At 34.7% G+C, this 21714-nt stretch carries 21 protein-coding genes and 1 pseudogene; 11 read left to right on the top strand and 11 right to left on the bottom strand.

What is annotated here, in order from left to right; translation table 11 throughout:
* Positions 1–188 precede the first annotated feature (188 nt).
* From AB4Y30_RS01155 to AB4Y30_RS01145, 3 genes are all read right to left on the bottom strand, one after another.
* Entirely contained in the window at positions 189–971 is a 783-nt protein-coding gene (locus AB4Y30_RS01155) for a D-alanyl-D-alanine carboxypeptidase family protein (protein ID WP_368653704.1), read from the bottom strand.
* Between the two features lie 79 nt (positions 972–1050).
* Positions 1051–2142 carry a histidine kinase dimerization/phospho-acceptor domain-containing protein gene (locus tag AB4Y30_RS01150; RefSeq protein ID WP_368653703.1) on the bottom strand — a complete coding sequence of 364 codons (1092 nt, stop codon included), beginning with the start codon at positions 2140–2142 and terminating at the stop codon, positions 1051–1053.
* Positions 2135–2824, bottom strand: a complete 690-nt coding sequence (locus AB4Y30_RS01145; RefSeq protein ID WP_368653702.1) for a response regulator transcription factor — start codon at positions 2822–2824, stop codon at positions 2135–2137. Before AB4Y30_RS01145 ends, AB4Y30_RS01150 begins: the two co-directional genes overlap by 8 nt.
* Before the next feature lie 191 nt (positions 2825–3015).
* Here AB4Y30_RS01145 and AB4Y30_RS01140 point away from each other — a divergent pair, with 191 nt between their 5' ends.
* Entirely contained in the window at positions 3016–3633 is a 618-nt protein-coding gene (locus AB4Y30_RS01140; protein ID WP_368653701.1) for an FMN-binding negative transcriptional regulator, read from the top strand.
* A 30-nt stretch (positions 3634–3663) separates the two neighbouring features.
* Here the strand turns inward: AB4Y30_RS01140 and AB4Y30_RS01135 are convergent, their stop codons facing one another.
* Positions 3664–4230: an HD domain-containing protein gene (locus tag AB4Y30_RS01135; RefSeq protein WP_368653700.1), complete on the bottom strand. Its 567-nt coding sequence runs from the start codon at positions 4228–4230 to the stop codon at positions 3664–3666.
* Positions 4231–4407: 177 nt separating this feature from the next.
* Positions 4408–4941 (bottom strand): GbsR/MarR family transcriptional regulator, encoded by a 534-nt coding sequence (locus tag AB4Y30_RS01130; protein WP_368653699.1) that lies wholly within the window; start codon positions 4939–4941, stop codon positions 4408–4410.
* A 360-nt stretch (positions 4942–5301) separates the two neighbouring features.
* On the opposite strand from AB4Y30_RS01130, the gene AB4Y30_RS01125 reads away from it, so the two are divergent.
* The 6 genes from AB4Y30_RS01125 to AB4Y30_RS01100 all read left to right on the top strand — a co-directional run bounded on the left by AB4Y30_RS01125 (position 5302) and on the right by AB4Y30_RS01100 (position 10895).
* Positions 5302–6423, top strand: a complete 1122-nt coding sequence (locus AB4Y30_RS01125; protein WP_368653698.1) for a betaine/proline/choline family ABC transporter ATP-binding protein — start codon at positions 5302–5304, stop codon at positions 6421–6423.
* A complete protein-coding gene (locus AB4Y30_RS01120; protein WP_368653697.1) occupies positions 6423–7067 on the top strand; it encodes an ABC transporter permease in 645 nt (214 codons plus the stop codon). The genes AB4Y30_RS01125 and AB4Y30_RS01120 overlap by 1 nt, the downstream gene beginning before the upstream one ends.
* Before the next feature lie 22 nt (positions 7068–7089).
* The gene (locus AB4Y30_RS01115) at positions 7090–8004 is read left to right on the top strand and encodes a glycine betaine ABC transporter substrate-binding protein (protein WP_368653696.1); all 915 of its coding nucleotides are present in this window, start codon (positions 7090–7092) and stop codon (positions 8002–8004) included.
* Between the two features lie 19 nt (positions 8005–8023).
* Positions 8024–8941 carry a glycine betaine ABC transporter substrate-binding protein gene (locus AB4Y30_RS01110; protein ID WP_368653695.1) on the top strand — a complete coding sequence of 306 codons (918 nt, stop codon included), beginning with the start codon at positions 8024–8026 and terminating at the stop codon, positions 8939–8941.
* Between the two features lie 20 nt (positions 8942–8961).
* The gene (locus AB4Y30_RS01105; protein ID WP_368653694.1) at positions 8962–9603 is read left to right on the top strand and encodes an ABC transporter permease; all 642 of its coding nucleotides are present in this window, start codon (positions 8962–8964) and stop codon (positions 9601–9603) included.
* A gap of 101 nt (positions 9604–9704) precedes the next feature.
* Complete coding sequence (locus AB4Y30_RS01100; protein ID WP_368653693.1) at positions 9705–10895, top strand: amidohydrolase; 1191 nt, start codon at positions 9705–9707, stop codon at positions 10893–10895.
* Positions 10896–10910: 15 nt separating this feature from the next.
* Here the strand turns inward: AB4Y30_RS01100 and AB4Y30_RS01095 are convergent.
* Positions 10911–11844, bottom strand: a pseudogene (locus AB4Y30_RS01095) (DMT family transporter).
* Positions 11845–12096: 252 nt separating this feature from the next.
* Between AB4Y30_RS01095 and AB4Y30_RS01090 the strand changes: the two are divergent.
* A complete protein-coding gene (locus AB4Y30_RS01090; protein WP_368653692.1) occupies positions 12097–12807 on the top strand; it encodes a response regulator transcription factor in 711 nt (236 codons plus the stop codon).
* Positions 12808–12822: 15 nt separating this feature from the next.
* Positions 12823–14199 (top strand): sensor histidine kinase, encoded by a 1377-nt coding sequence (locus AB4Y30_RS01085; protein ID WP_368653691.1) that lies wholly within the window; start codon positions 12823–12825, stop codon positions 14197–14199.
* Between the two features lie 201 nt (positions 14200–14400).
* On the opposite strand, the gene AB4Y30_RS01080 is transcribed toward AB4Y30_RS01085, so the two are convergent.
* Positions 14401–16644, bottom strand: a complete 2244-nt coding sequence (locus AB4Y30_RS01080) for a DUF2339 domain-containing protein (RefSeq protein WP_368653690.1) — start codon at positions 16642–16644, stop codon at positions 14401–14403.
* 389 nt (positions 16645–17033) lie between these two features.
* On the opposite strand from AB4Y30_RS01080, the gene rarD reads away from it, so the two are divergent.
* Both rarD and AB4Y30_RS01070 read left to right on the top strand, forming a co-directional pair.
* Positions 17034–17951 carry an EamA family transporter RarD gene (rarD, locus tag AB4Y30_RS01075; RefSeq protein WP_368653689.1) on the top strand — a complete coding sequence of 306 codons (918 nt, stop codon included), beginning with the start codon at positions 17034–17036 and terminating at the stop codon, positions 17949–17951.
* Between the two features lie 24 nt (positions 17952–17975).
* Entirely contained in the window at positions 17976–18575 is a 600-nt protein-coding gene (locus AB4Y30_RS01070; protein WP_368653688.1) for an SAM-dependent methyltransferase, read from the top strand.
* 38 nt (positions 18576–18613) lie between these two features.
* Here AB4Y30_RS01070 and AB4Y30_RS01065 read toward each other — a convergent pair whose 3' ends face one another.
* The 4 genes from AB4Y30_RS01065 to AB4Y30_RS01050 all read right to left on the bottom strand — a co-directional run bounded on the left by AB4Y30_RS01065 (position 18614) and on the right by AB4Y30_RS01050 (position 21700).
* Positions 18614–19504, bottom strand: coding sequence for a hypothetical protein (locus tag AB4Y30_RS01065; protein ID WP_368653687.1), 891 nt, complete (start codon positions 19502–19504; stop codon positions 18614–18616).
* Positions 19494–19967, bottom strand: coding sequence for a sigma-70 family RNA polymerase sigma factor (locus tag AB4Y30_RS01060; protein ID WP_368655139.1), 474 nt, complete (start codon positions 19965–19967; stop codon positions 19494–19496). The genes AB4Y30_RS01065 and AB4Y30_RS01060 overlap by 11 nt, the downstream gene beginning before the upstream one ends.
* Positions 19968–20171: 204 nt before the next feature.
* Positions 20172–20855 (bottom strand): ABC transporter permease, encoded by a 684-nt coding sequence (locus AB4Y30_RS01055; RefSeq protein WP_368653686.1) that lies wholly within the window; start codon positions 20853–20855, stop codon positions 20172–20174.
* On the bottom strand, positions 20852–21700 hold the full coding sequence (locus AB4Y30_RS01050; RefSeq protein ID WP_368653685.1) for an ATP-binding cassette domain-containing protein: 849 nt from the start codon (positions 21698–21700) through the stop codon (positions 20852–20854). Before AB4Y30_RS01050 ends, AB4Y30_RS01055 begins: the two co-directional genes overlap by 4 nt.
* Between the last annotated feature and the right edge of the window lie 14 nt (positions 21701–21714).

Raw genomic sequence — 21714 nt, 5'->3', positions numbered from 1 at the left:
AATATAATTAGGTTTCTAATTCTTTCAATCTGTTAAATAAATAATAAAATGTATCTCAACCCAAATAGTAGTTGAAAAAATAGAAGATGCGTAGAAATCCCCCTAAACCACCGACAGATTTCTATCTATGTTTAAGGGGATTTTAATTTATATAGTATTAAGTTGTTTTTAAATCTTTTAACATACTACTATTCCAATCTCGTAGTAATAATATAGCCATCCACATTATTTCCAGATATTTCATATGTACCAACAGGAGCTTTTGCCTCTTCTACTTCTTCTACGTACTGTACAACGTATTTCACACCTTGGATACGTTGCATGTAAGATCCTTTTCTTTTTATAAAATCAAGATATTCCTCAAGGACTAAATCTTTCTTCTGCATGATTTTACTATGTGGTAATCCTACATAGCGAAAATGCCATGGTTCATAGGCAATTTCCGTAATATCTATTTTATGCTCTGGATAACGTAAAATGAAACCAAAGTTTGCAGCATTTTTTGCGAGCCATTTCCCTTCTTTTGCATCTTCCATTCTATCTACTGTCGATCCAATATCAATGGCTAGTCCTGTTTGATGTTCACTATAGCCTGCTGGCAGTGCATAATCCGAACCATGTTCTTCAAAAAGCCCTGCTTGTTGTTCTTGATTACGATAAGTACTATTGATTTGAAAGTTTTCTACTCCATCCTCAGCGGCAGCTTCAAACATCTCAAACAATGATTGCAAAACCTCGGTTTGTAAATAATAGTCTTCATTAATAACAACATTTTCTGCAAAGTCTGATGGAAGTAATTTTAAATTATCTGGCTCAGACTGAACTGCTATTGCTTTGTTCACTAAAATAAGTTGCCCTTCTGAAATAGAATGCTCAATTAATGAAATTTCTTCTTCAAAAGCAGGCATGCGATTATAAAAAAATAGTACCGCACAAAGTAAAATAAATATAATTGCAATTATCTTTTTCAAATTCCTCTTCCTCCTTACCGATAAAACCAGTATGAAGAGAAGAACTTAAATTAATCTGATGAAATTTCTTAAGTTTTTCTTAAGCTTTTGGCAAAACAACCTCAAAATAGATCTTTTCATTTTCAAAACGAGCAGAGATGAGGCCACGGTGCTTTTCAATAATTGTTTTGGCAATAAATAATCCAAGCCCTGTTTGTTTCCTATCACTTGTTCTCGCTTGATCAACTGTATAAAACATATCAAAAAGATGGGCCATATCTTCTTCCGTAAGTTTTTCTGCCTTATTACTTACTTGTATATGCACATTAGTTTCTATTTCTAAAAGTTCAATGCCAATCGGTTCAGAAACATCCCCATATCGAAGTGCATTGCTAAGTAAATTTTCAAACACACGAGCTAATTCATTTCCATTTCCTCTTACAAATATAGCTTTATGTATCTGTGCATCTACCACAGCATTTGCTTCGTTTACAAGTGGGTACATTTCTTCAATTAATTGATGTAGTAGCTCTTGTATGTTAATTTCTGTCTCATCCACCATATCTAAAGATAAGTCTAGTTTAGAGATATCAAATAATGTCTCTATTAATTCTTCTAAATACTTCGCCTTTGTATAAGCTGTTTTCACATATTCCTCTGTGTGTTTACTACCAACAGATTGTCCACTTTTGAGCAAATTTAAATAACCAATTACTGAAGTTAATGGTGTACGTAAATCATGCGCTAGGTTGGCAATTAACGTTTCTTTGCTTATACGAGATAGCTTCTCTGCCTCAATCGCTTGTTTTAGTCTTAAGCTTGCTTCATTAATATCAGAAGCAATTTGTTTAAATTCATCCTTTGATTCAATTTTTATTTGATGGGAAAAATCGCCCGCTGCCAAATGGTTAATTCCCAGAGAAATTTCTTTTAAATACTTTGTATATGTGCGTGTAAGCAGATTGAAAATGATAATGGCTAATGGAACGAAAATAATTAAAAACACATTAATATCACCAATATTAACCATCACTTGACGTACATACATAAGAAAATCGCCATAATAAACATTATTTGTATAATAAAATTGAAGTACTTTATAAAGTAGAAACGTGATTGTTGCAGCAAGCAACAAGCTTAATATAAATAGATAAATAATTCGCATCCGGAAACTATAAAAGAATTTAGTCATTGATTTTATATCCTACTCCCCATACAGTCTCAATAAGCTTCTTTACTCTACTTGTGTCTTTTAGCTTCTTACGTAGTGTACGGATGTGAACCATTACCGTATTTGCTCCTTCAAAATAGTCTTCCTTCCATACTTTACGGAAAATTTGTTCCGAACTAAAAACTTGATTTGGAGAAGTAGCAAGTAACATTAAAATATCAAATTCCTTTGGTGTTAATGTGACGAGCTCTCCTTCCACATATATATTTCTTTTATCTGGTTCAATAACTACATGCTTTAAAGTGATTGTATCATCCGCTTGCGGTTTCTCCCATTGCTTGATTCTGCGCAATTGCACATTTACCCGTGCCACTAGCTCTAATGGATTAAATGGCTTTGTCATATAATCATCTGCTCCAATAACAAGTCCACTAATTTTATCAAAATCAGATGTTTTTGCACTCAGGAAAATAATCGGTATTTGATCTGTCAGCCTAATTTGCTTAAGCACTTCATAACCATCTAATTTAGGCATCATAATATCTAGAATAATTAAATCGACAGCATGCTCACGAAATCGCTTTAAACCTTCCTCACCATCATGAGCAAGAATTGTTTGAAACCCTTCTTGTTTTAAATGAATAGCTACTAAATCGGCAATTTCTTTTTCATCGTCAATTATTAAAATTGTCCTTTGCTGCAAGCATGAGCCCTCCTTTTCAAAGCAAAATTGCTGTAATTTATATATGGATTTCTAATTACTTTCATCATGCAATATTAATGATTGTAAAGCAAATATGAATGGTTTTATCGATGTTTCTGAAAATTCACTTTAAAAAATAATAAATCTATGGTTTCATTAGAGGTAAGCATAAACAACAAGGGGTGGAAAAAATGTATGTTCCAGGGCATTTTAAAGTAAAAGATGAAAAGGAAGTTTGGGAGTTTATTAAAGAGCATTCCTTTGGGATCCTTGTTACTACAGAAAATGGCAAACCAATCGCAACACATTTGCCTTTTCAGTTAGTAGAGGATGAAGAGGATTACTATCTTTCTAGTCATATGGCATTAGGAAATCAGCAATGGAAGTCATTCGAGCAAAATGAACAAGTGCTTGTTATTTTTCCAGGACCTCATTCTTACATTTCTTCTTCCTGGTATAAGGAAGTAAATGCTCCAACATGGAATTATCAATCCGTCCATGTCTATGGTTCTCTTCGCGTAATTGAAACAGATGAGCTACGCAATGATCTGTCTTCTTTACTAGAAAAATATGAAAAACATCGTGAAAATGGTGTATTATGGGGCAACACTTCTCCTAAAGGGTTTGAGAATCAAATGAAGGGTGTTGTTGGATTTAAAATTAAGATTGAAGAATTACAAGCTGCTTACAAACTAAGCCAAAATCGTACCGATGAGGATTATAAAAATATTATTGAAAACCTGAAGAAAGAGGGAAGTACGGATGCCGAGCAAATGGCAAAAATACTTGCTAAGCAACGAGAAGTATAAAAATAAAGAGAGCGCATGATTTTTACTCAGTCATGTGCTCTTTTTGAACAATTTATTTACCTCAACTTCAAGCATTGCCAGCAGTGGAAAATCTGGAATTCTTTTTGTTAGTACATCCACAAGCGAGGTATAGTACCATGCTTGTTGTTCCTTACCACGATTAAAGCGTGACCAAATAGCATCATGGTGAATGGCATAATCCAAAACAATGGAACGAACATTATGTAGTTTATCCGCACAGGCGACCATGCACATTTCTTCAGTTGCTGTAGAAAGCAGGAATTTAATAGTATGTTTCTTGCGTTCTTCCCAGCTTAATGCTCGATTTGGTTCAGAGCTTCCTTTTACTAATTCAAGGACCTCCTCCCCGAAGTTTTCTAAAATCTCATTTTCTGTTACAGCTGTGTCTTCCAATGTATCATGCAAGTACCCAGCCATAATAAGCTCTGATGCACAGCCTGCTTCTGTCAAAAGTGTTCCTACCATAAATGGGTGGGTGATATAAGGAATTGTAGTATTCTTTCGATACTGTCCTTCATGAGCATTTGTAGCAAATTGAATAGCTCGATTCAAACGATCTAATGTTTCAATATTCATTATAAGCGTACCTCCGAAAAGTTTATCTTCTATTTTATCTATGGGAATAAATGGATATAGGAGATTCCATGTGGGAATGAAGGAGAATATTTGAAGTTAATTTAATCGTCGCATTTTTTAGGATAGATCGACAAAGATAAGGAATCAAAAAAATAGACTCCTTATCTATAAGGTTATTTATTCAATTTTTTTCTTAGGGACATACTTAAAGACTTCCTCTGATTCAAAAAAATCAACTAGGCGATTGACCCAGTCAAAGTATGCCATTGATTCTTTTGTATCTTCTATATACATCTCTACTAATTGATGTTCCTCTTCTGATAAATCATCAGATGCATGTAATTCTTGTAAGTCTTTGTAGATAGTTTGATCAGTTCGGGTGTTTCGCATTGCAACTGTTTTCCAGTTTGACGTAAACAAAGAAATAAATGTGCGATAATAATCTTCCTCCACACGATAATAATCTTTTCGAGTTCCTTTTACAAACACTTTTTCAGCAATATTTAAGTGTACCATCTCTCTAACCACCTGGCTCATTCTTGTCTTACTCATACCCGTTCTTTCAGAAAGCTCGTCCAAGCTTAATGGCTTATTCTCATAATAAATAACTGCTAGTACATGACCAATCGTACTGGGAAATCCATATGATTTCATATTTGCCATTATCTGTTGGATGAATTTATCTTGAATTTCCTCTAATTTTTTATTCATTATAAAAACCACCCCTTCTCTCGTTAAATTACGGAGTATATTCTTATTCTATCACAACTTTTTTCACCCCCACATCCGCAAATAAGAGCGTATACGAAAGAAAACAGGAGTAATAATAAGAATGAGGGACTTATAGTTGGTATAAACAAAAATGTTTATGATATTTACAGAGATACACCACTATACGCGATTTTCTATTCATCACGCTTTCCCTTACACTTAATAGGTAGATAAAAATGAGACTTCATCAACAGGGAGGCTACGGCTTTCCTTTGTTGGTTGCTAGTTGATAAAACAAGGAGTTCAGTTGTTAAAGATATACTCCGCAAAAATCGAAAATAGTAAAGCGAGGTAAAAGTTTTGATACGGTTAGAAAAAGTGAATAAGACGTATGAAGGCGGGGTTCACGCTCTGAAAGATATTAATTTAACCTTTGAACAAGGAAAAATAAATGTCTTAATTGGACCTAGTGGTTGCGGAAAAACAACAACCATGAAATTACTAAACCGTCTAACAGAGCATACAAGTGGGACGATTACTCTCAACGGACAGAATATTCAGGAATTAAGCCCTGTTCAACTGCGACGTAAAATGGGATATGTTATCCAAAATATCGGTTTATTCCCACATATGACGATTTTTGAAAATGTAGCTGCTGTTCCAAAGCTTTTAAAATGGGACAAAAAACGCATTTATAATCGTGTAATTGAATTATTAGAAATGGTAAATCTAGATCCAGAGATGTATAAAGATCGTTATCCATCAGAACTAAGTGGTGGACAACAGCAACGTATTGGAGTTATCCGCGCATTAGCTGCAGAGCCAGAAACGATTCTAATGGATGAACCATTTAGCGCCCTTGATCCTATTAGTCGTGAACAGCTACAAGATGAGCTTGTTCGATTACAAGAAGATATTCAAAAAACCATTGTTTTCGTTACACATGATATGGATGAAGCGCTAAAAATTGCCGATCAAATTATTTTAATGAAGGATGGGCATGTCGTTCAAAACGGAACACCAGAAGAGCTCATCTCCAATCCAGCTGATGAATTTGTAGAAGATTTTATTGGTAGTAAACGTATTAATAATGGATTTGATTTACCAGCAGTATCTAAATTAATGAGCAATGACTTCACTTCTATTACAACAGAAGCAACAGTCGCTGATGCCATTGATGTTATGATGAAGCATCAATTGGAGGCACTGCCAGTTGTGAATAATGAAGGAAAATTTGTAGGGATGCTTCATTTATTTACAGCTCTCCAGAAGGTCGATGATCCGATAGAAAATATCGTACAATCGACTACCACTTTATTTCCAAAAATGGATGGGAAAAAGGCTTACGAGGCTTTTTCAAATTCTAATCTTTCTTCTCTCCCAGTGTTATCAAAATCAAAAGAACTGATTGGGATGCTAGACAAAGACCTTCTTGTTCGGGATATCTACGATATTCTCGATCAAAAGAGTGGTGATCAGTAATGGATATGATTTCGGATTACATTGAATATTGGCAGGATAGGTATGATGATATTTTTAAGCATTTGCTAGATCATATTCAAATTTCCTTTCTAGCAATTGCATTAGCTGTTATCATCACTATTCCTATTGCTGTTTTTATGACTAAGATGAAAAGTAACTTTCTTAGAAACTCTATTTTTAACATAGCAAATATTTTACAAACCATTCCTACGATTGCTATGTTTGCGCTTATGATTCCACTTCTTGGAATTGGTTTTAAACCAGCAGTACTAGCACTATTTTTATATGCGCTCTTACCCCTGCTTCGTAACACTTATTCAGGGATGATGTCTATTGATCCGGATACGGTAGAAGCAGCAAAAGGAATGGGATACAACAAATTTCAACGTATTTTTAAAGTAGAATTACCAATGGCTTTCCCTTATATCATGTCAGGGATTCGTATTACTACTGTATATATCATCAGTTGGACTACGCTAGCAGCGGTTATTGGCGCTGGTGGATTAGGTGACTTGGTATTATCAGGAATTGGTCTTAATAACCAACAGATGATCTTTACAGGGACAATATTAGCAGTGCTTTTAGCTGTATTATTAGATCTTATTTTCGGAAAAATTGAACGCAAATTTACTATAAATGCATAAAAAAGAAAGGTGTCGTTTATTAATGAAAAAAATTAGTATGATTTTATCAATTGGTTTACTAGCTATTTTTCTAGTAGCATGTGGAAACAATGATACAAATGAAGCTGGTGGTAAAATATTCAAATTTGGTGCACAAACATATACAGACCCTAAGCTTATGGGGCAGATTGTAAAACAGTTGATTGAAGATCAGACAATTCACGAAGTAGAAATTACAGAAGATATTCAAGCTACTCCTCAGGTAATCGGTGCATTAGAAAAAGAAGAGTTTGATTTTGCATTAATGTTCTCAGGAGAAGTATACAACAACTATTTTGATGATGATGAAATAGAGTTTACAACCGATGCAGAGGCAACAATGCAACAAGCACAAGATTTATTTAAAGAGCATTATGGTTTTGTTTGGTATGATACTGCTGGTTTTGCTAATCAGTATGGAATTGCTGTTAAGGAAGAATTTGCTGAAGAGAATAACTTATCAACAATGTCTGATTTAGCTCCAATAGCTGCTAATATGACAATGGGTGCTGACTCTACTTGGAGAGAAAGAGAAATAGACGGATATGGACCATACCGTGAAGCATATGGATATGAATTTAAAGATGTTCTTGGAATGGATACATCTTTAATGTATGAAGGAATTTCTGGTGGAGATGTTGATGTAATCACCGCTTATACAGTTGATCCACATGTTAATGAAAATAACCTAATTTTACTAGAAGATGATTTACAATTCTTCCCTCCTTATGAAGGTTCAATTGTTACAAGAGAAGATATTGTAGAAGAGTACCCAGAAGTAGCCGAAATTCTCGATTCGATTGTTGGGATTATTTCAACAGAAGAAATGACAGAATTAATCGGTGAAGTAGATCTTGATGGTCGTTCAACTGCCGAAGTTGCGAAAGAGTTTTTACAAGAAAAAGGACTACTAGATTAAAAAGTTAGGAGCATACATCTTGAGAAGAATCGGCATCATTGTAACTTTTAGCCTGCTTGTTATTTTTCTTGTAGCATGTGGTGGAAACAAAGACACAAATGAAGCTGGCGGAAAAATATTCCAGTTCGGAGCACAAAATTGGTCAGATCCTAAAATTATGGGGCAAATTGTAAAACAGTTAATTGAAGATCAAACAATTCATGAAGTAGAAATTACAGAAGATATTCAAGCCAGTCCACAAGTGATTCATGCAATGATTCAAGATGAGTTTGATATTGCCTCATTACTTTCAGGTGAAATATATAACAACTGGTTTGATGAGGACGAAGTAGAATTTACAACAGATCCCGAAAAAACCATGGAACAAGTGCAGGATTTATTTAAAAAGCACCACGGTTTCGAGTGGTACGACTCTATTGGCTTTGCCAATCAATATGGGCTAGCCGTTAGAGAAGAATTCGCGGAGGAGCATAATTTATCAAAAATGTCAGATTTAGCTCCATTAGCTGCAGATATAGAGATGGGTGCAGATACTACTTGGAGAGAAAGGGATATTGATGGTTATGGTCCTTACAGCGAAACATATGGATATGAATTTAAAGATGTTCGTGGAATGGATGCATCTTTAATGTATGAAGGAATCTCTAGTGGGGATTTAGATATCATCCTTGCGTATACAATTGATCCACAGATCAATGAGCATAATTTAGTTTTACTTGAAGATGATTTTCAATTCTTTCCTCCTTATGAAAGCTCAATAGTTACGAAAGAAGAGATTGTAGAAGAATATCCAGAAGTAGCAGAAATTTTGGAGTCACTGGTTGACTCTATCACAGCAGAAGAAATGACAGAATTAGTCGGAGAAGTAGATCTAAAGAATCGTCCAACTGCTGAAGTTGCGAAAGAATTTCTACAAGAAAAAGGTTTATTGGACTAAAAAGAATAAGGTGAATATACATGGAGTTTTTTAAAGAACTATTCAAATATATGTCAGACAATAGCTCAACATTATTAGATCTGGCGGGAACTCATATATTGATGGTCATTTATGGATTAGCATTAGCTCTTGTAGTCGGGATTCCTCTAGGGATTCTTGCTGCAAAAGTAGAGCGATTGGCACCTATTATTATGTCGATTGCCAATGTACTACAGTTAATTCCAAGCTTGGCTATGCTAGCGATATTAATGCTTTACTTTGGCATGGGATTCCAAACAATGGTATACGGATTATTTTTCTATTCCCTACTACCGATTATTAGAAATACCTATGTCGGAATTAAGGAACTAGATGATAGTATTGTTGAAGCTGGTCGTGGACTTGGGATGACAGCATTCCAGCTACTACGTAAAGTAGAACTCCCATTATCTATTCCATTTTTAATGGCTGGTTTACGTGTTGCTGCTGTTATTGCCATTGCTGTTGCTTGTATTGGACCATATATTGGTGCTGGTGGATTAGGCTCAGAAATCATATCTGGAATCAGCATGCAAAACAATATAAAAATTTATGCTGGAGCTATTCCCGCAACTATTATGGCTATTATAGCTGATCTTATCTTAGGAATATTAGAAAAACGAGCAAAAGCTCGAACAGCGTAAAATGCATCTTAAGAAGTTCCCATAAGAAAGGGCGATCTAGAAAGTCTTCTTTAAGACTTGGATCGCTCTTTTTTCAAATGAAAACATAATGGAGAGATAAAATGAAAGATAAAATTTTTACACATTTAGATAATTTATATGATGAAATGGTTTTATTACGTCGCGATTTTCACATGTATCCAGAGCTTTCTTTTCAAGAAGAACGTACTGCCCGGGTCATTGCTGATTATCAACAACGTTTAGGCTTAGAAGTGCGCACAAATGTAGGTGGTAATGGTGTAGTAGCGACCTTACGGGGTAAATACCCTGGTAAAACAGTAGCTATTCGTGCTGATTTTGATGCCCTGCCAATTGAAGAAGAGAATGATGTGCCATATAAATCAAAATATCCAGGTATCATGCATGCTTGTGGTCATGATGCGCACACAGCGATTGCCTTAGGACTAGCAAAAGCATTTAAATCGATGCAGGATGAGCTTACTGGAAATATTGTCTTTATTCATCAGCATGCTGAAGAACAAGACCCTGGTGGCGCTAAAACGATGATTGAGGATGGTGCATTAGATGGAGTAGATGTAATTTTTGCAACGCATATGGAAAACTATATTCCTGTAGATCATATTTGGCATAATGATTCCTATATTCTAGGAGCCAGTGATGACTTCACGATTACTTTAACAGGAAATGGTGGCCATGCTGCCTTCCCTCAAGACACAACAGATATTATCCAAATCGGTAGCCAGCTTGTTAGTAGCTTGCATCATGTAGTGAGTCGCAAAGTTGATCCATTGCTTCCAGCTGTACTTACTATCGGTTCCTTTCAAGCAGGACAGAAATCAAATGTCATTCCTGAAACTTGTGTAATCAAAGGAACTGTTCGTACATTTGATGAAAATATTCGTCAAGAAATGCATCAGTGGGTAAAACAAATTACTGAACACACTTCTAAAGCATTTGGTGCAACCTATGAAGTCAAGTATGATTTTGGCTATCCGGCGACGAAGAATCATAAAGAAATTAATCAATTACTATGCCAGGCAGCTGAAGATGTTATCCCTGTAGAGAATATTTTAGAAATGAAACCGAATATGGGCGCAGAGGATTTCTCTTATTTTCTAAATGAAATTCCAGGTGTGTATTTCTTCACTGGCTCTGCTAATGAAGAAAAGGGATTTACCCATCCATACCATCATCCAAAATGGGATATAGATGAAAAAGCATTATTAAATGGTGCAAAGATTTTAGCATCCGCAACAATTGATTACTTACAAGTAGACACAGCCTCCAAGTAGTGGGGCTGTGTAACATTATGCTTCCTTTATAACGAGAAATACACCACTAAAAATAAGCAATGTTCCGATGAAAAAAGGTAATCCTATGGTTTCTCCAAGCAATAACCAACCAAGAAAAGCACCTACGATCGGCTGAAAAAAGAAGAACAGTCCCCCACTTGAAGCATTCATCAGCTGGAGACCTTTATTCCATAATAAGAAGCCTAATGCGGTTGAAATAATTCCTAATTGAACTACCCCCACTTATCAACCTCGAAGTCTGATTGAAGTGGGAGTCTTCTGTCGGAAACACGATAAATTAAGCCGCTCATCATATCAAAAGAGAAAACCCGTTCAGGATCTAACATTTCTAGCCTTGATAAAAGAATTAGTGACAGTAAAACCACTGCTATAATCGAGCTATACATCGTAAAAACAATCTGTGAATAATGTGTTGGAACCTTTTTAATTAAAACTGACATTAATGCCTATGTAAGTGCCGCAATTAATAAATTCCTTCTAATTGTGTTGTCTCACCAGTTGTATCTATTCCAACAATAATAAATACACCAACTGTAGCTAAGACAATAGAGATGCTCTTTTTTATGGTAATACTTTCTTTGAAGATAAGGCGGGAAAATATTACCATAAAAGCAGGAGTAGTTGCTGTAATAATTGCTCCCATTTTCGCTGTAGAAAACATGGTCCCTATCTCTTGTGTTACAATGGAGATAGTATTACCGATAAGTGCTACAAGAAATAATATTCCCCAGTCTCTTCGCGCAATTTTTAATGATTGCTTCATTATTAGAGCCATAATCAGCAATGCAATAGCTGCAATGAAATATCTCATCCATACTAATTCAAATGGCGGGACAATTTCTACAACAACCTTCACAACAACATACATCCCACCCCATATGCTGGCTGCCAATGATAAAAATAATGCTCCAAGTATTTTCTTATTCATTTTTTTCTCCAATAGGGTAATTTAACTAGTTTGATAACTAACATCTAATTATCTTTTACCATAGATTAGATAGATTGAAAAAGCAACATACCTTCACTTTGTAACTTTTCCTGCTAAACCAACCTTAAAATAACCTTAACTTTTCTAAGCATGAAAAAAGACCCCCGTTAGGTATGTTAAGATGATAATTAATTCCTAATTGACTCACTAAACGAGTCAGCTGTAGAAAAACAAAATGAAAGAGTGAAGTTTATGGCTTCTCCATGTATTCTAATTGTTGAAGATGACTCCGATTTAAGTAACCTAATTAAAACAACTTTAGAAAACGAAGGCTGTTTTAACATATTAATCGCTCACACTTTCGAAGAAGGGCTCAAGCAGTTTAAAGATCACCAACCTGATCTTGTTATTCTTGATGTCATGCTTCCTGATGGCAGTGGGTATGAATTATGTCGTTCTATTAGAGAAAATTCACATATTCCGATTATATTTTTATCAGCAAAGTCAGAAGAAGTGGATAAAATTCTCGGACTTTCTATTGGTGGGGACGACTATGTTACCAAACCATTTCTCCCACGGGAATTAGCCTATCGCGTAAAAGCACAATTACGCCGAGTAGGAATATATTCATTAGAGAAAAAAGTACAGCAACAACAACAAATTGGTTGCTTCTCTATCAATGAAGATGAAACAGAAATATTCAAAAATGGAAAAAAACTAAAACTTACTGCAAAAGAATTTGGTCTATTGTTATGCTTTTTACATAATCCCAATCGTATTTTGAGTAAAGAAACGATATACTCAACAGTATGGGAAGAAGAATATTTAAGTGGTGAGAACACATTAATGGTTCATATTAGTCGATTACGCGAAAAGATCGAAGTAACTCCCACTGCTCCTAAGCATTTAATCACCGTAAAGGGGTTTGGGTACCGCTTTTTCCCTCATGCAAACGAGGCATAAAGAGGTGATACGCATTTGAAATGGAAAATCACATCACGATACGTCTTCTCTGTTATTGGCATTTTCTTTATTTTATTTCTGTTCAATATCATTCTATTACGACTAGCAATTTACTATCAAGAACAAAAAGATTTTGCTGTTTTTGTTGAAGAAAACTATGAAAAATACGCACGCTCCTTTACAAATTATATCCAGATAGATGATAATAATGAGTTTTCTCTTTCCAAAGAAGGAGAAGAGCAACTTTCTAAACAAAACGCATGGCTACAAATCTTAGATGATAATGGCTCAGAAATTGCCGCTTTCCATAAGCCAGAACATATTAGTACACATTATAATATTTTTGATATCATGCATAAATATAAATATTTAGATAATGATTTGAACCTGTATCTGATTGGACAGGTTGAAGATTTTAGCTATATTGTTGGTGTTCAAGATATAAGGGTAAATCGCTATGTTCACATCCTAGATTTAAAATATACAACTACTAATCTAATAAAATTTCTCTTAATTGTGGGCCTTACCAATCTTATTATTTTAATTATTATTGGCCTTTTGCTTAGCAATATATTTACTGCCCCTCTCTACAGAATTATGGATCGAATTCGCGCCTTTAAAAATCGAGTATTTCAAAAGGATGAAAATGAACCACCTGGTGTATTTAAAGAAGTTTTTTCGAATTTAAATAATGTAGCTGAGACATTAGATAAACATGAAAAAGAAAGAAACCAATTAGAAAAAATGCGTAATGAGTGGATTACTAATATTTCACATGATATTAAAACACCACTTGCTTCTATTGTTGGCTTTTCGGATCTTTTACGTGGGCTAGATAAATCATCCGAGAATCATGACCAATATATCGATATCATTCAAAATCAGGCAGAGTATATTCAATCACTCCTAGAGGACTTTAATTTAACACAAAGGCTGCGTAATGAAGAGATTGCTTTACAATTAGAAAATACAAATATCTCTGTCTTTATTCGTGAGCTTTTGATAGATATTCTAAATGATCCACAATTTCAGTATGCGAATATAATGTATGAGTGTATGGATGAGAATATTTGGCGAGAAATTGATCAACACTTAATAAAACGTGCATTGCTTAACTTTATTCATAACGCTCTTATTCATAATGACCAGGTAGATATTAAAGTAATTGTTACGAAAAACAGCATTATTATTCAAGATAATGGAAAAGGAATTCCCCAAGAAGATCAGAAACAAATATTTGATCGATATTATCGAGGGACGAATACACAACAAAATTCCCGTGGAACTGGACTTGGTCTAGCAATTGCTCGTGACATCATTTATGCACATGGTGCTACTTTGGAATTAGCTAGTGAATTAGGACAAGGAACACAGATTACTATTAAAATTTAAAATGCCTATTGGAGTATATTTCCAATAGGCATTTTTTCGTTTTAAGTGCGTGTTCAAAAAGGTCAGGAAAAAGGACCGAGAAGTTCAAGGCAGCGCAGCTTAGAGTAGCGGAATGTATGGTTTTAATACATGAGCAACGGAAAAGCAAGCTAACACAGAAATTCGATGTGTCATTTTTGTTGGACTTTTTAAACATCCTCTTTAAGTATTATCTTTCTTTAACAGTTTTCCTGAGAGAACCATACCAATCGCACCAATTACAATGAATAATATTGCTCGAATAAATAATTCAAGTGCTGCTAAATCGAAGAAAATCAATTTGAACAGTGCGATAAACAATAAGATATACCCAAAGTTTTTCAAGACTTTCCATTGCTTTTTACGATCAATTACTAGTGCTAGGCTAGCTACAATAAATAATGTTAGCGTGTTCCAAATAACCGAAACACCATTCGTAATTAACTCGACTCTATACAGAAAACTTGAAAAGTCAATGAGATAATAAATTGAAATTAACATCCCAACCATAAAAATAATTTGTAAATGCTTCTTCAAATATGGTTGCCAATTCAAATAAATCTTTCCTTCTGCATAAAGATCTGCTAATAACGCAAGCATTACTCCAATGAAGACAATATATGTCATGAAATGTAATGCGACATTCGGTTGCTGTGTGAACCAGAACGTACCTAAATTCAAACTTTCTCCTAAATAAAGAATAAGTAAGATAACTGGAACAACCTTCCCTGTCCAACGTTTATCTAGTGTTAGTACAATTAATGTGGCAACAGCAGTTAAACAATAGGCCATGGTTGGAATATTTTGGTCTATAGAGATATAAGAGAAATCAAGCTTAATAATATACATTAAAACAAAAATAACATAGCCTGCTAAAATAATATCCATCACATGATATTTTTTGATCGCTTCTTCAAACTTAGTTAATGCTTCTTTCTGCTGCGCCTTTGCATAAATATAGGCTGCAATAATTGCCACAAGAGTTAGTAACCATGCCATATGATCAACTTGGAAAAATGGTTTAACACTCGCACTACTATTGAAGTTCACTACTGCAGAAAGTAATAAGATACTGTTCATTACTTTCATCACTGGTGCCCGTAAGCGAATTCCCAGCATCATTCCTGCAAAAGCAACCAACACAAACATAATAGATTGATAATCTTCCAAAGCATCCATCACTGTAATGGTATTGACCAATATAATAATGGAAAATGTAGCAACTACATCAAACGCACGTTTAAACTGCTTGCTAAACAATTGAAATGCCGATACTGCATAGAGAATTAACACCGCTAATAAAAACGGTATACGCATCTCTTCCGCAGCAATAATATTATTATATTGAAATAACATAATAGCACTTACCGTGAACAGCGCACCTTCCTTGAAGCGCATCCATTGCTTAGAAACTTGCTCATATAGCTGCATCCAGCTTGTTAAGAAGGTTCCAATAACTAGAAGGAATCCAATCGCAAAATAAGTAGTAGAACTATAATCTGTTGCCCATACAATCTGAAGAGCAATAAAAGAACAAAGTGCACCAAGATACAGAGCAATATGCTGATGGTGCTTCCAAATAACAAATTGAATCATTATAAATATCATTACAATGTATGCGACAATAAATAAACCATTAAACTTCATATACTCTAATAAATAAGGAAGTAATAAAGACGTAAATAATACAAACCCAGTAAGTACTTCACTTTTTCTCAAATAACTCATCGCAATACCGTAAGCAATATACAGTAAAGCAATAACAAGGGCGATGGTTAAACTTAATAACTCATAGAGAACAGCTCCTGCTGCGGTTGCCAAAATTCCGATGATAAATGTTCCTCCATACATCGCAATAATGATTGCATTTGCTACAGATTTCTTTTTCTCTAAATAATAAGCCCCAACACCAATTCCTATCGATAATACATAGGATCCAAAAATTTTTAATGCATCGGTCAAATAGCCATAATCACTAGCTAATTTTAATCCCCATAAAATTCCAAGAATTAAAATAATCATAAATATTCTCGGTAGCATTGTCATCATGCGTTCTTCGAAGGTTTTCTGTGGTTTTGACTGCTTCTCATTGTTCTTTTCGCCATCTGTATCCGTGTTAACAAATATTTCACGTAATTCTTCAAGCATACTTTTTCGTCGTGGTGGTTCGACTTCTGCAGCTTTCTTGCTGGAAGAAGTCTCTTGTTTCTCCACTTCTGGCTTTTCCACTTTAACTAACTGTTTCTCTGTCTTCTCTTGCTCTATATGCACGGTTTGCGGATCATCAACGCTTTGCTTTTCTACCTGTTCTACCTCTACAGGCACATCTTGCTGCTCTCCCTGTGCTTTCAGATAGGAAAGTTCCTCAGAAAGTCTGGCTACCTCTGCTTCTAGTTTTTCTACACGTTGTTCCAAATGCTTCTCCAAAGGCTCACACCCCTTTCATCGTCTGGATTACTGCTTAAAACATTTATTAAAAAAATCAAATAATTATATAACATTTTACTATACTTCACAGCTACATAAAACCTTACGACATAAAAATATGGAAAACCCATCCTTATACTTACAAAAGAGTTCCATTATGACTTATTAACAAAGAAACATGTCATTGCAGTAGTTATATTTTGTTATCCTAAACAGATGAAGCATATTAAAAGAGTAGAAATCCTTTATTTTTTCAGAATTCCTACCCTTTTCAAAAATACTTTATATTCTGAAACACTTTCGCTTCCCTATGCTAAATTTCATGCTACAATAGCTATGGAAATATTTCAGTAAATTATACATAGAAAGCATCGCACGTGAGGTGAATCATGGACAATCAAAAAAGTGGCATTCTCTTTGCCATTGGCGCATATATCCTTTGGGGACTATTTCCTTTTTATTGGAAAACACTTGGTCATGTAGACAGTATGGAAATTCTAATGAACCGAATCATTTGGTCATTTGCTTTAACCACTATTTTTATTCTTATCATTGGGCAAAGAAAAGCATTCGTACAGGATTTGCAATATTTGTGGAAGCACAAAAACCTTTTAGTTCTACTTTTCATTGCCTCTATCGTTGTTTCAATGAATTGGTTTCTCTATATTTGGGCTGTACAACAAGACCAAATTCTGCAGGCAAGCTTAGCATATTACATCAATCCACTTCTCTCTGTGTTATGTGGGCTGATCTTCTTCAAGGAAAAATTATCTAAAGCCTTAACTTGTTCCGTAATTATCGCAGCCATTGGTGTGTTGTATATGGTCATTACCGCTGGTGTTGTTCCATGGTTAGCATTAGGTATGGCAGTTACCTTTGCAATCTACGGTGTTTTGAAAAAGAAAATTCCATTAGCTGCTGTAAGAGGATTAACATTAGAAACATTACTGCTTGTACCTGTTGCAGTCATTTACTATAGTTATCTATTTACCTCTACAGACACAGCATTTTTACAGATAGATTTAAAAACAGATATTTTACTAGTTTTAAGTGGAGTTGCTACAGCTGTGCCACTCATTTTCTTTGCGAAGGGCGCGCAAAAAATCCCACTTTATATGATGGGCTTTATTCAATTCTTATCACCGACAATCACCTTAGTTATCGGTGTGTATGTGTATAATGAACCTTTTACAAATACACATTTCATTACATTTAGTTGTATCTGGATTGCTATTATCATCTTCTCTGTATCTGCCTATACAGAAGCCGTTCGACATCGTCGTCAATTACTAACAAGTAAACCTTAAGATTAAGAATAGGAGCATTATATAATGGAAGAAAAAGATGGAGATCGCCATTTACATATTCAAACGAGCGGTATTCGAGATTGGGGAATTATCCATTCCTCATACAATCGTTATGAACCAACGTCATATGCTGCTTTAGAAACTCTATTTGAACAACATAAATTAGAACCAGATGATCATTTCGTAGATTTTGGCTGTGGAAGCGGTCGGGTTACTTTTTATGTTCATCATAGATTTCATATTCCTACTACAGGTATTGAAGCACATGATAAAACATTTCAAGAAGCCGTAACGAATAAGAAATCCTATGAAAAAAAGTACCAACATATTAAAGCGCCGTTAACATTCCAACATGCATTTGCTGAAGAATATTCTATCGATGCAAATGCAAATGTTTTCTATTTCTTTAATCCTTTTTCTGTAAATATATTTAAGCAAGTCATCATGAATATTATAAAATCCCACCAAAGTCAGGAAAGAAAAATAAAATTGATTTTATACTATCCTCTCCCCATCTTTGAGCAATTTCTGCAAACAAGTACTCCATTCCAATGGATCAATGAAATCAAAGTGCCAAGAGATCATAATAAATATGGAAAATTCATTATTTATCAAATGACTTGAAGCAAAACAAAAGGAGCTTGCAATAAGCTCCTTTTCTCTTATTCAATCATTGACATTAATACCTTCTCCATCTCTTCCTTCGATACAGAACTATGGATAATAATTTCATATTCTTCCTCAGGGAATTGAACACGCATTCCTTGTACATCACCATCTATTTCGTCATAGGCATGTTCAAAGGTATAACCATTATGCTGATACGTATCGATATGAGCATACCATTCTAATTCATTCTCTTGCTCTGTATCTATTTTTCTTGTCAGTGTATATAGAGTGCCCTCTGTTGAGTTATTAACAAATCCTAATAAAACAAGCGGATCTTTTCCTACATTTGCTTCATCTGTTGTGATTGATTCATACATTACCTCGTAACCCTCAGGTAGATAAGTAGGGTACTTCAGCGTATAATCAACCATCGCTTGTGCTTCTTCCAACGTATGTGTTGTCAGATCATCTATCCCGTACTTCTCTAATTCTTTTATAAGTTCTTCTTCGCGCTTTTCTAGCTCCTGTCTATTTGCATCAGGCTTATCCCAATTTAGAAGTATTTCCATATGTTCTTTTATTAGCTGTCCATATTTTTCAAAATCCTCTGGTGAAAGATGCTCTTCAGCTAATTTGAGATGCTGCTCCATTTGTGGAAAAGCCATTTCAAACTCCTCAGGATGTATTTCAAGTGCCTCATCCATTATTTCTTTACCAATAAACTTCCCTAATAAGGTTTCCATTGCCTCTGTTAATGGCGAACCAGCTACTGTAAACATACCTCCTACAATAATCAGGAAGGCTGCTGCACTTAAAATCCATTTAGAAAGCCTCTTACCCTTTTTGTGTTCCTGTTTTGCTTGTTTAACACCTAGAATTGTTTGTTCATGCAAATTTTTGGGAATATCAATCTTTTTCATTTCACGCTTAATTTCATTGCTCATATATATCCTCCCTCGTCATTTGAGTTCTCAATTTATTTAAAGCACGATACAAAACCGTCTTCACTGTTCCTAAAGGAATATCTAATGTTTTGGCAATCTCACTCATTGTCTGATCGGCATAATACCTTAGTAATACAATGCTTTTTTCCTGCTCAGTCAATCTCTCCATTAAGGATTCCAGTGTAATTTGTAGTGAAGCATCTTCTGGATTAGTCGATAAGCTGTCTGTATGCTCTGTATTTAAATAAACAATTTTCTTCTGTTTTTTTAAAAAATCCAGTGAAATATTTATCGCAATACGAATCAACCATGTTTTAAAATATTCTGGATTCTTTAATGTTTTAATTTGTGTAAATGATTTATAAGCTGTTTCCTGTACTACATCCAATGCATCATCTGAATTCTTCACATATACATACGCCATGCGATAAATATCTTCTTCGTATTTTTTGAAGAGGTTGATAAACGCCTTATCATCCCCTTTTTGTGCTTTTTTACTAATTTGTTAATATTCCTCACCCCTATCTTCCCAACTTTTCACACTAGTCTTTGAAGTGTTGCTCTATTTATTAGACAATTGACTAAGTCATTTGGCTTTAATTTTTTAAAATAAAAACAACCCTAGAGAAAAATCTCTCTAAGGCTGCATCATATCTATAAATAATTATTAATCAACCATTCGCTTCTTACATAAAATTACTGCTACGATCCAAGCAACAACTGTCCATGCAATAATAATTAAAAATGCGGATACTAAATTTTCTCCATTTGCAATCTCAAATAATTGCGAGCTTGGCAACCATTTAGCTAATTCAAATATAGGAAAACGTTCTGCAAAAGACATCACAAGCGGACCAAATGGGAAAATAATTGCTGCAGGAAGTACAGTAAATGTTGCCTCCATTGTTGATTTAGCAAATAAACCACATATCGTACCAAGTGCTGCGTAAAAGAAAATAGAAAGAAGTAGTGCAAGAATAAAATAAATACTAGGCATGAAATCTAAAATGAAATAACTAAGCCCTAATGTGAACGTGCTGACAACCGCAACAAGAAGACTTTTTCCTGTTAGAATATCCATTAAAGAGGCAGGTGATAATAATAAACTTCGTAATGTATTTCTTTCCTTCTCCTCTGCAATTAAACATGCTTGAACGAATGCGGTAACCATTCCAAGACCAATTGATGTTGGGAAAAACATCTTCTCGATAACATCTATAGTCATATCTTTATAAATAAAAGCCATTACTATAGGCATAATCATCATAACGGAGACTGCATAATTTCGCGAAAATTCTCGATAATCTTTCATGAAAATTGCTTGAATTCTAGTTATTGAAGTACTTATCATTGTAAATCACTCCCTGTTATTTGCATAAAAATATCTCCTAAATTCGGTTCATTTGTATGGATGCGCAAAATTTCTCCTGTTTCCATCCATTCGTAAAGCTTTTTCGCTTGACTAGGATGGTTTTCTATAACTTGAAATGTGCCATCTGTAAGCTCAACAGTGATTGTTTTTTCACTATATTGTTGTTTTAACTCACTTGGAGTACCAATAGCACGTACTTCTCCTTTATCTAGGAAGGCAACTCGGTCACATAAGCTTTCTGCTTCTTGCATATCATGCGTAGTCAAAAATATCGTTGTTCCCATTTTATTTAACTGACGTAATCCATTATGAATATGTGCTGTACTTGCTGGATCAAGTGCCGAAGTTGGCTCATCTAAGAATAATAGAGATGGTTTATGCAAAATTGCACGTGCTAATAAAACACGCTGCGTCATTCCTTTTGATAAGATTGCTACTCGTTTTTTCCGATCCTCATAAAGCTTTACAAATTCTAATGCTTCTTTTATTGCTGTTTTCGGAACACCATACAAATCACAGTAGAGTAATAAGTTTTCTTCAATAGATAATCGAACATATAACCCACTATTATCTGTTAAAATGCCAAAACGCTTCCGATTATCATTTTTCGCCATTTCCTTTACAGGTTTTTCAAAAACCTCCACTTTACCTTGATCATGATAAAGCTGTGCAGTTAAGATTTTGATCATTGTTGTTTTTCCGGACCCACTCGGTCCAAGAAATCCAAATATTTCCCCTTTTTCAATGGAGAAAGTTACACTTTCTAATGCATTTTTATATCCGAATTTCTTCTGTACACTTTGTACTTCAATTACATTCGCCAAACTCCTCAGCTCCT

This window comes from Ornithinibacillus sp. 4-3, from assembly GCF_040958695.1.
In the GTDB taxonomy this organism is placed as follows: Bacteria; Bacillota; Bacilli; order Bacillales; family Amphibacillaceae; genus CALAMD01.
This window is presented reverse-complemented; position numbering and strand designations above follow the sequence as displayed.

Bases quoted from the DNA above. Each gene is read 5' to 3' on its own strand.
- AB4Y30_RS01130 (WP_368653699.1), bottom strand. From the start codon at position 4,941: ATGAATAAAAAATTAGAGGAAATTCAAGATAAATTCATCCAACAGATA.
- AB4Y30_RS01135 (WP_368653700.1), bottom strand. From the start codon at position 4,230: ATGAATATTGAAACATTAGATCGTTTGAATCGAGCTATTCAATTTGCT.
- AB4Y30_RS01120 (WP_368653697.1), top strand. From the start codon at position 6,423: ATGGATATGATTTCGGATTACATTGAATATTGGCAGGATAGGTATGAT.
- AB4Y30_RS01105 (WP_368653694.1), top strand. From the start codon at position 8,962: ATGGAGTTTTTTAAAGAACTATTCAAATATATGTCAGACAATAGCTCA.
- AB4Y30_RS01070 (WP_368653688.1), top strand. From the start codon at position 17,976: ATGGAAGAAAAAGATGGAGATCGCCATTTACATATTCAAACGAGCGGT.
- AB4Y30_RS01055 (WP_368653686.1), bottom strand. From the start codon at position 20,855: ATGATAAGTACTTCAATAACTAGAATTCAAGCAATTTTCATGAAAGAT.
- AB4Y30_RS01150 (WP_368653703.1), bottom strand. From the start codon at position 2,142: ATGACTAAATTCTTTTATAGTTTCCGGATGCGAATTATTTATCTATTT.
- AB4Y30_RS01115 (WP_368653696.1), top strand. From the start codon at position 7,090: ATGAAAAAAATTAGTATGATTTTATCAATTGGTTTACTAGCTATTTTT.
- AB4Y30_RS01065 (WP_368653687.1), bottom strand. From the start codon at position 19,504: ATGAGCAATGAAATTAAGCGTGAAATGAAAAAGATTGATATTCCCAAA.
- AB4Y30_RS01090 (WP_368653692.1), top strand. From the start codon at position 12,097: ATGGCTTCTCCATGTATTCTAATTGTTGAAGATGACTCCGATTTAAGT.
- rarD (WP_368653689.1), top strand. From the start codon at position 17,034: ATGGACAATCAAAAAAGTGGCATTCTCTTTGCCATTGGCGCATATATC.
- AB4Y30_RS01100 (WP_368653693.1), top strand. From the start codon at position 9,705: ATGAAAGATAAAATTTTTACACATTTAGATAATTTATATGATGAAATG.
- AB4Y30_RS01140 (WP_368653701.1), top strand. From the start codon at position 3,016: ATGTATGTTCCAGGGCATTTTAAAGTAAAAGATGAAAAGGAAGTTTGG.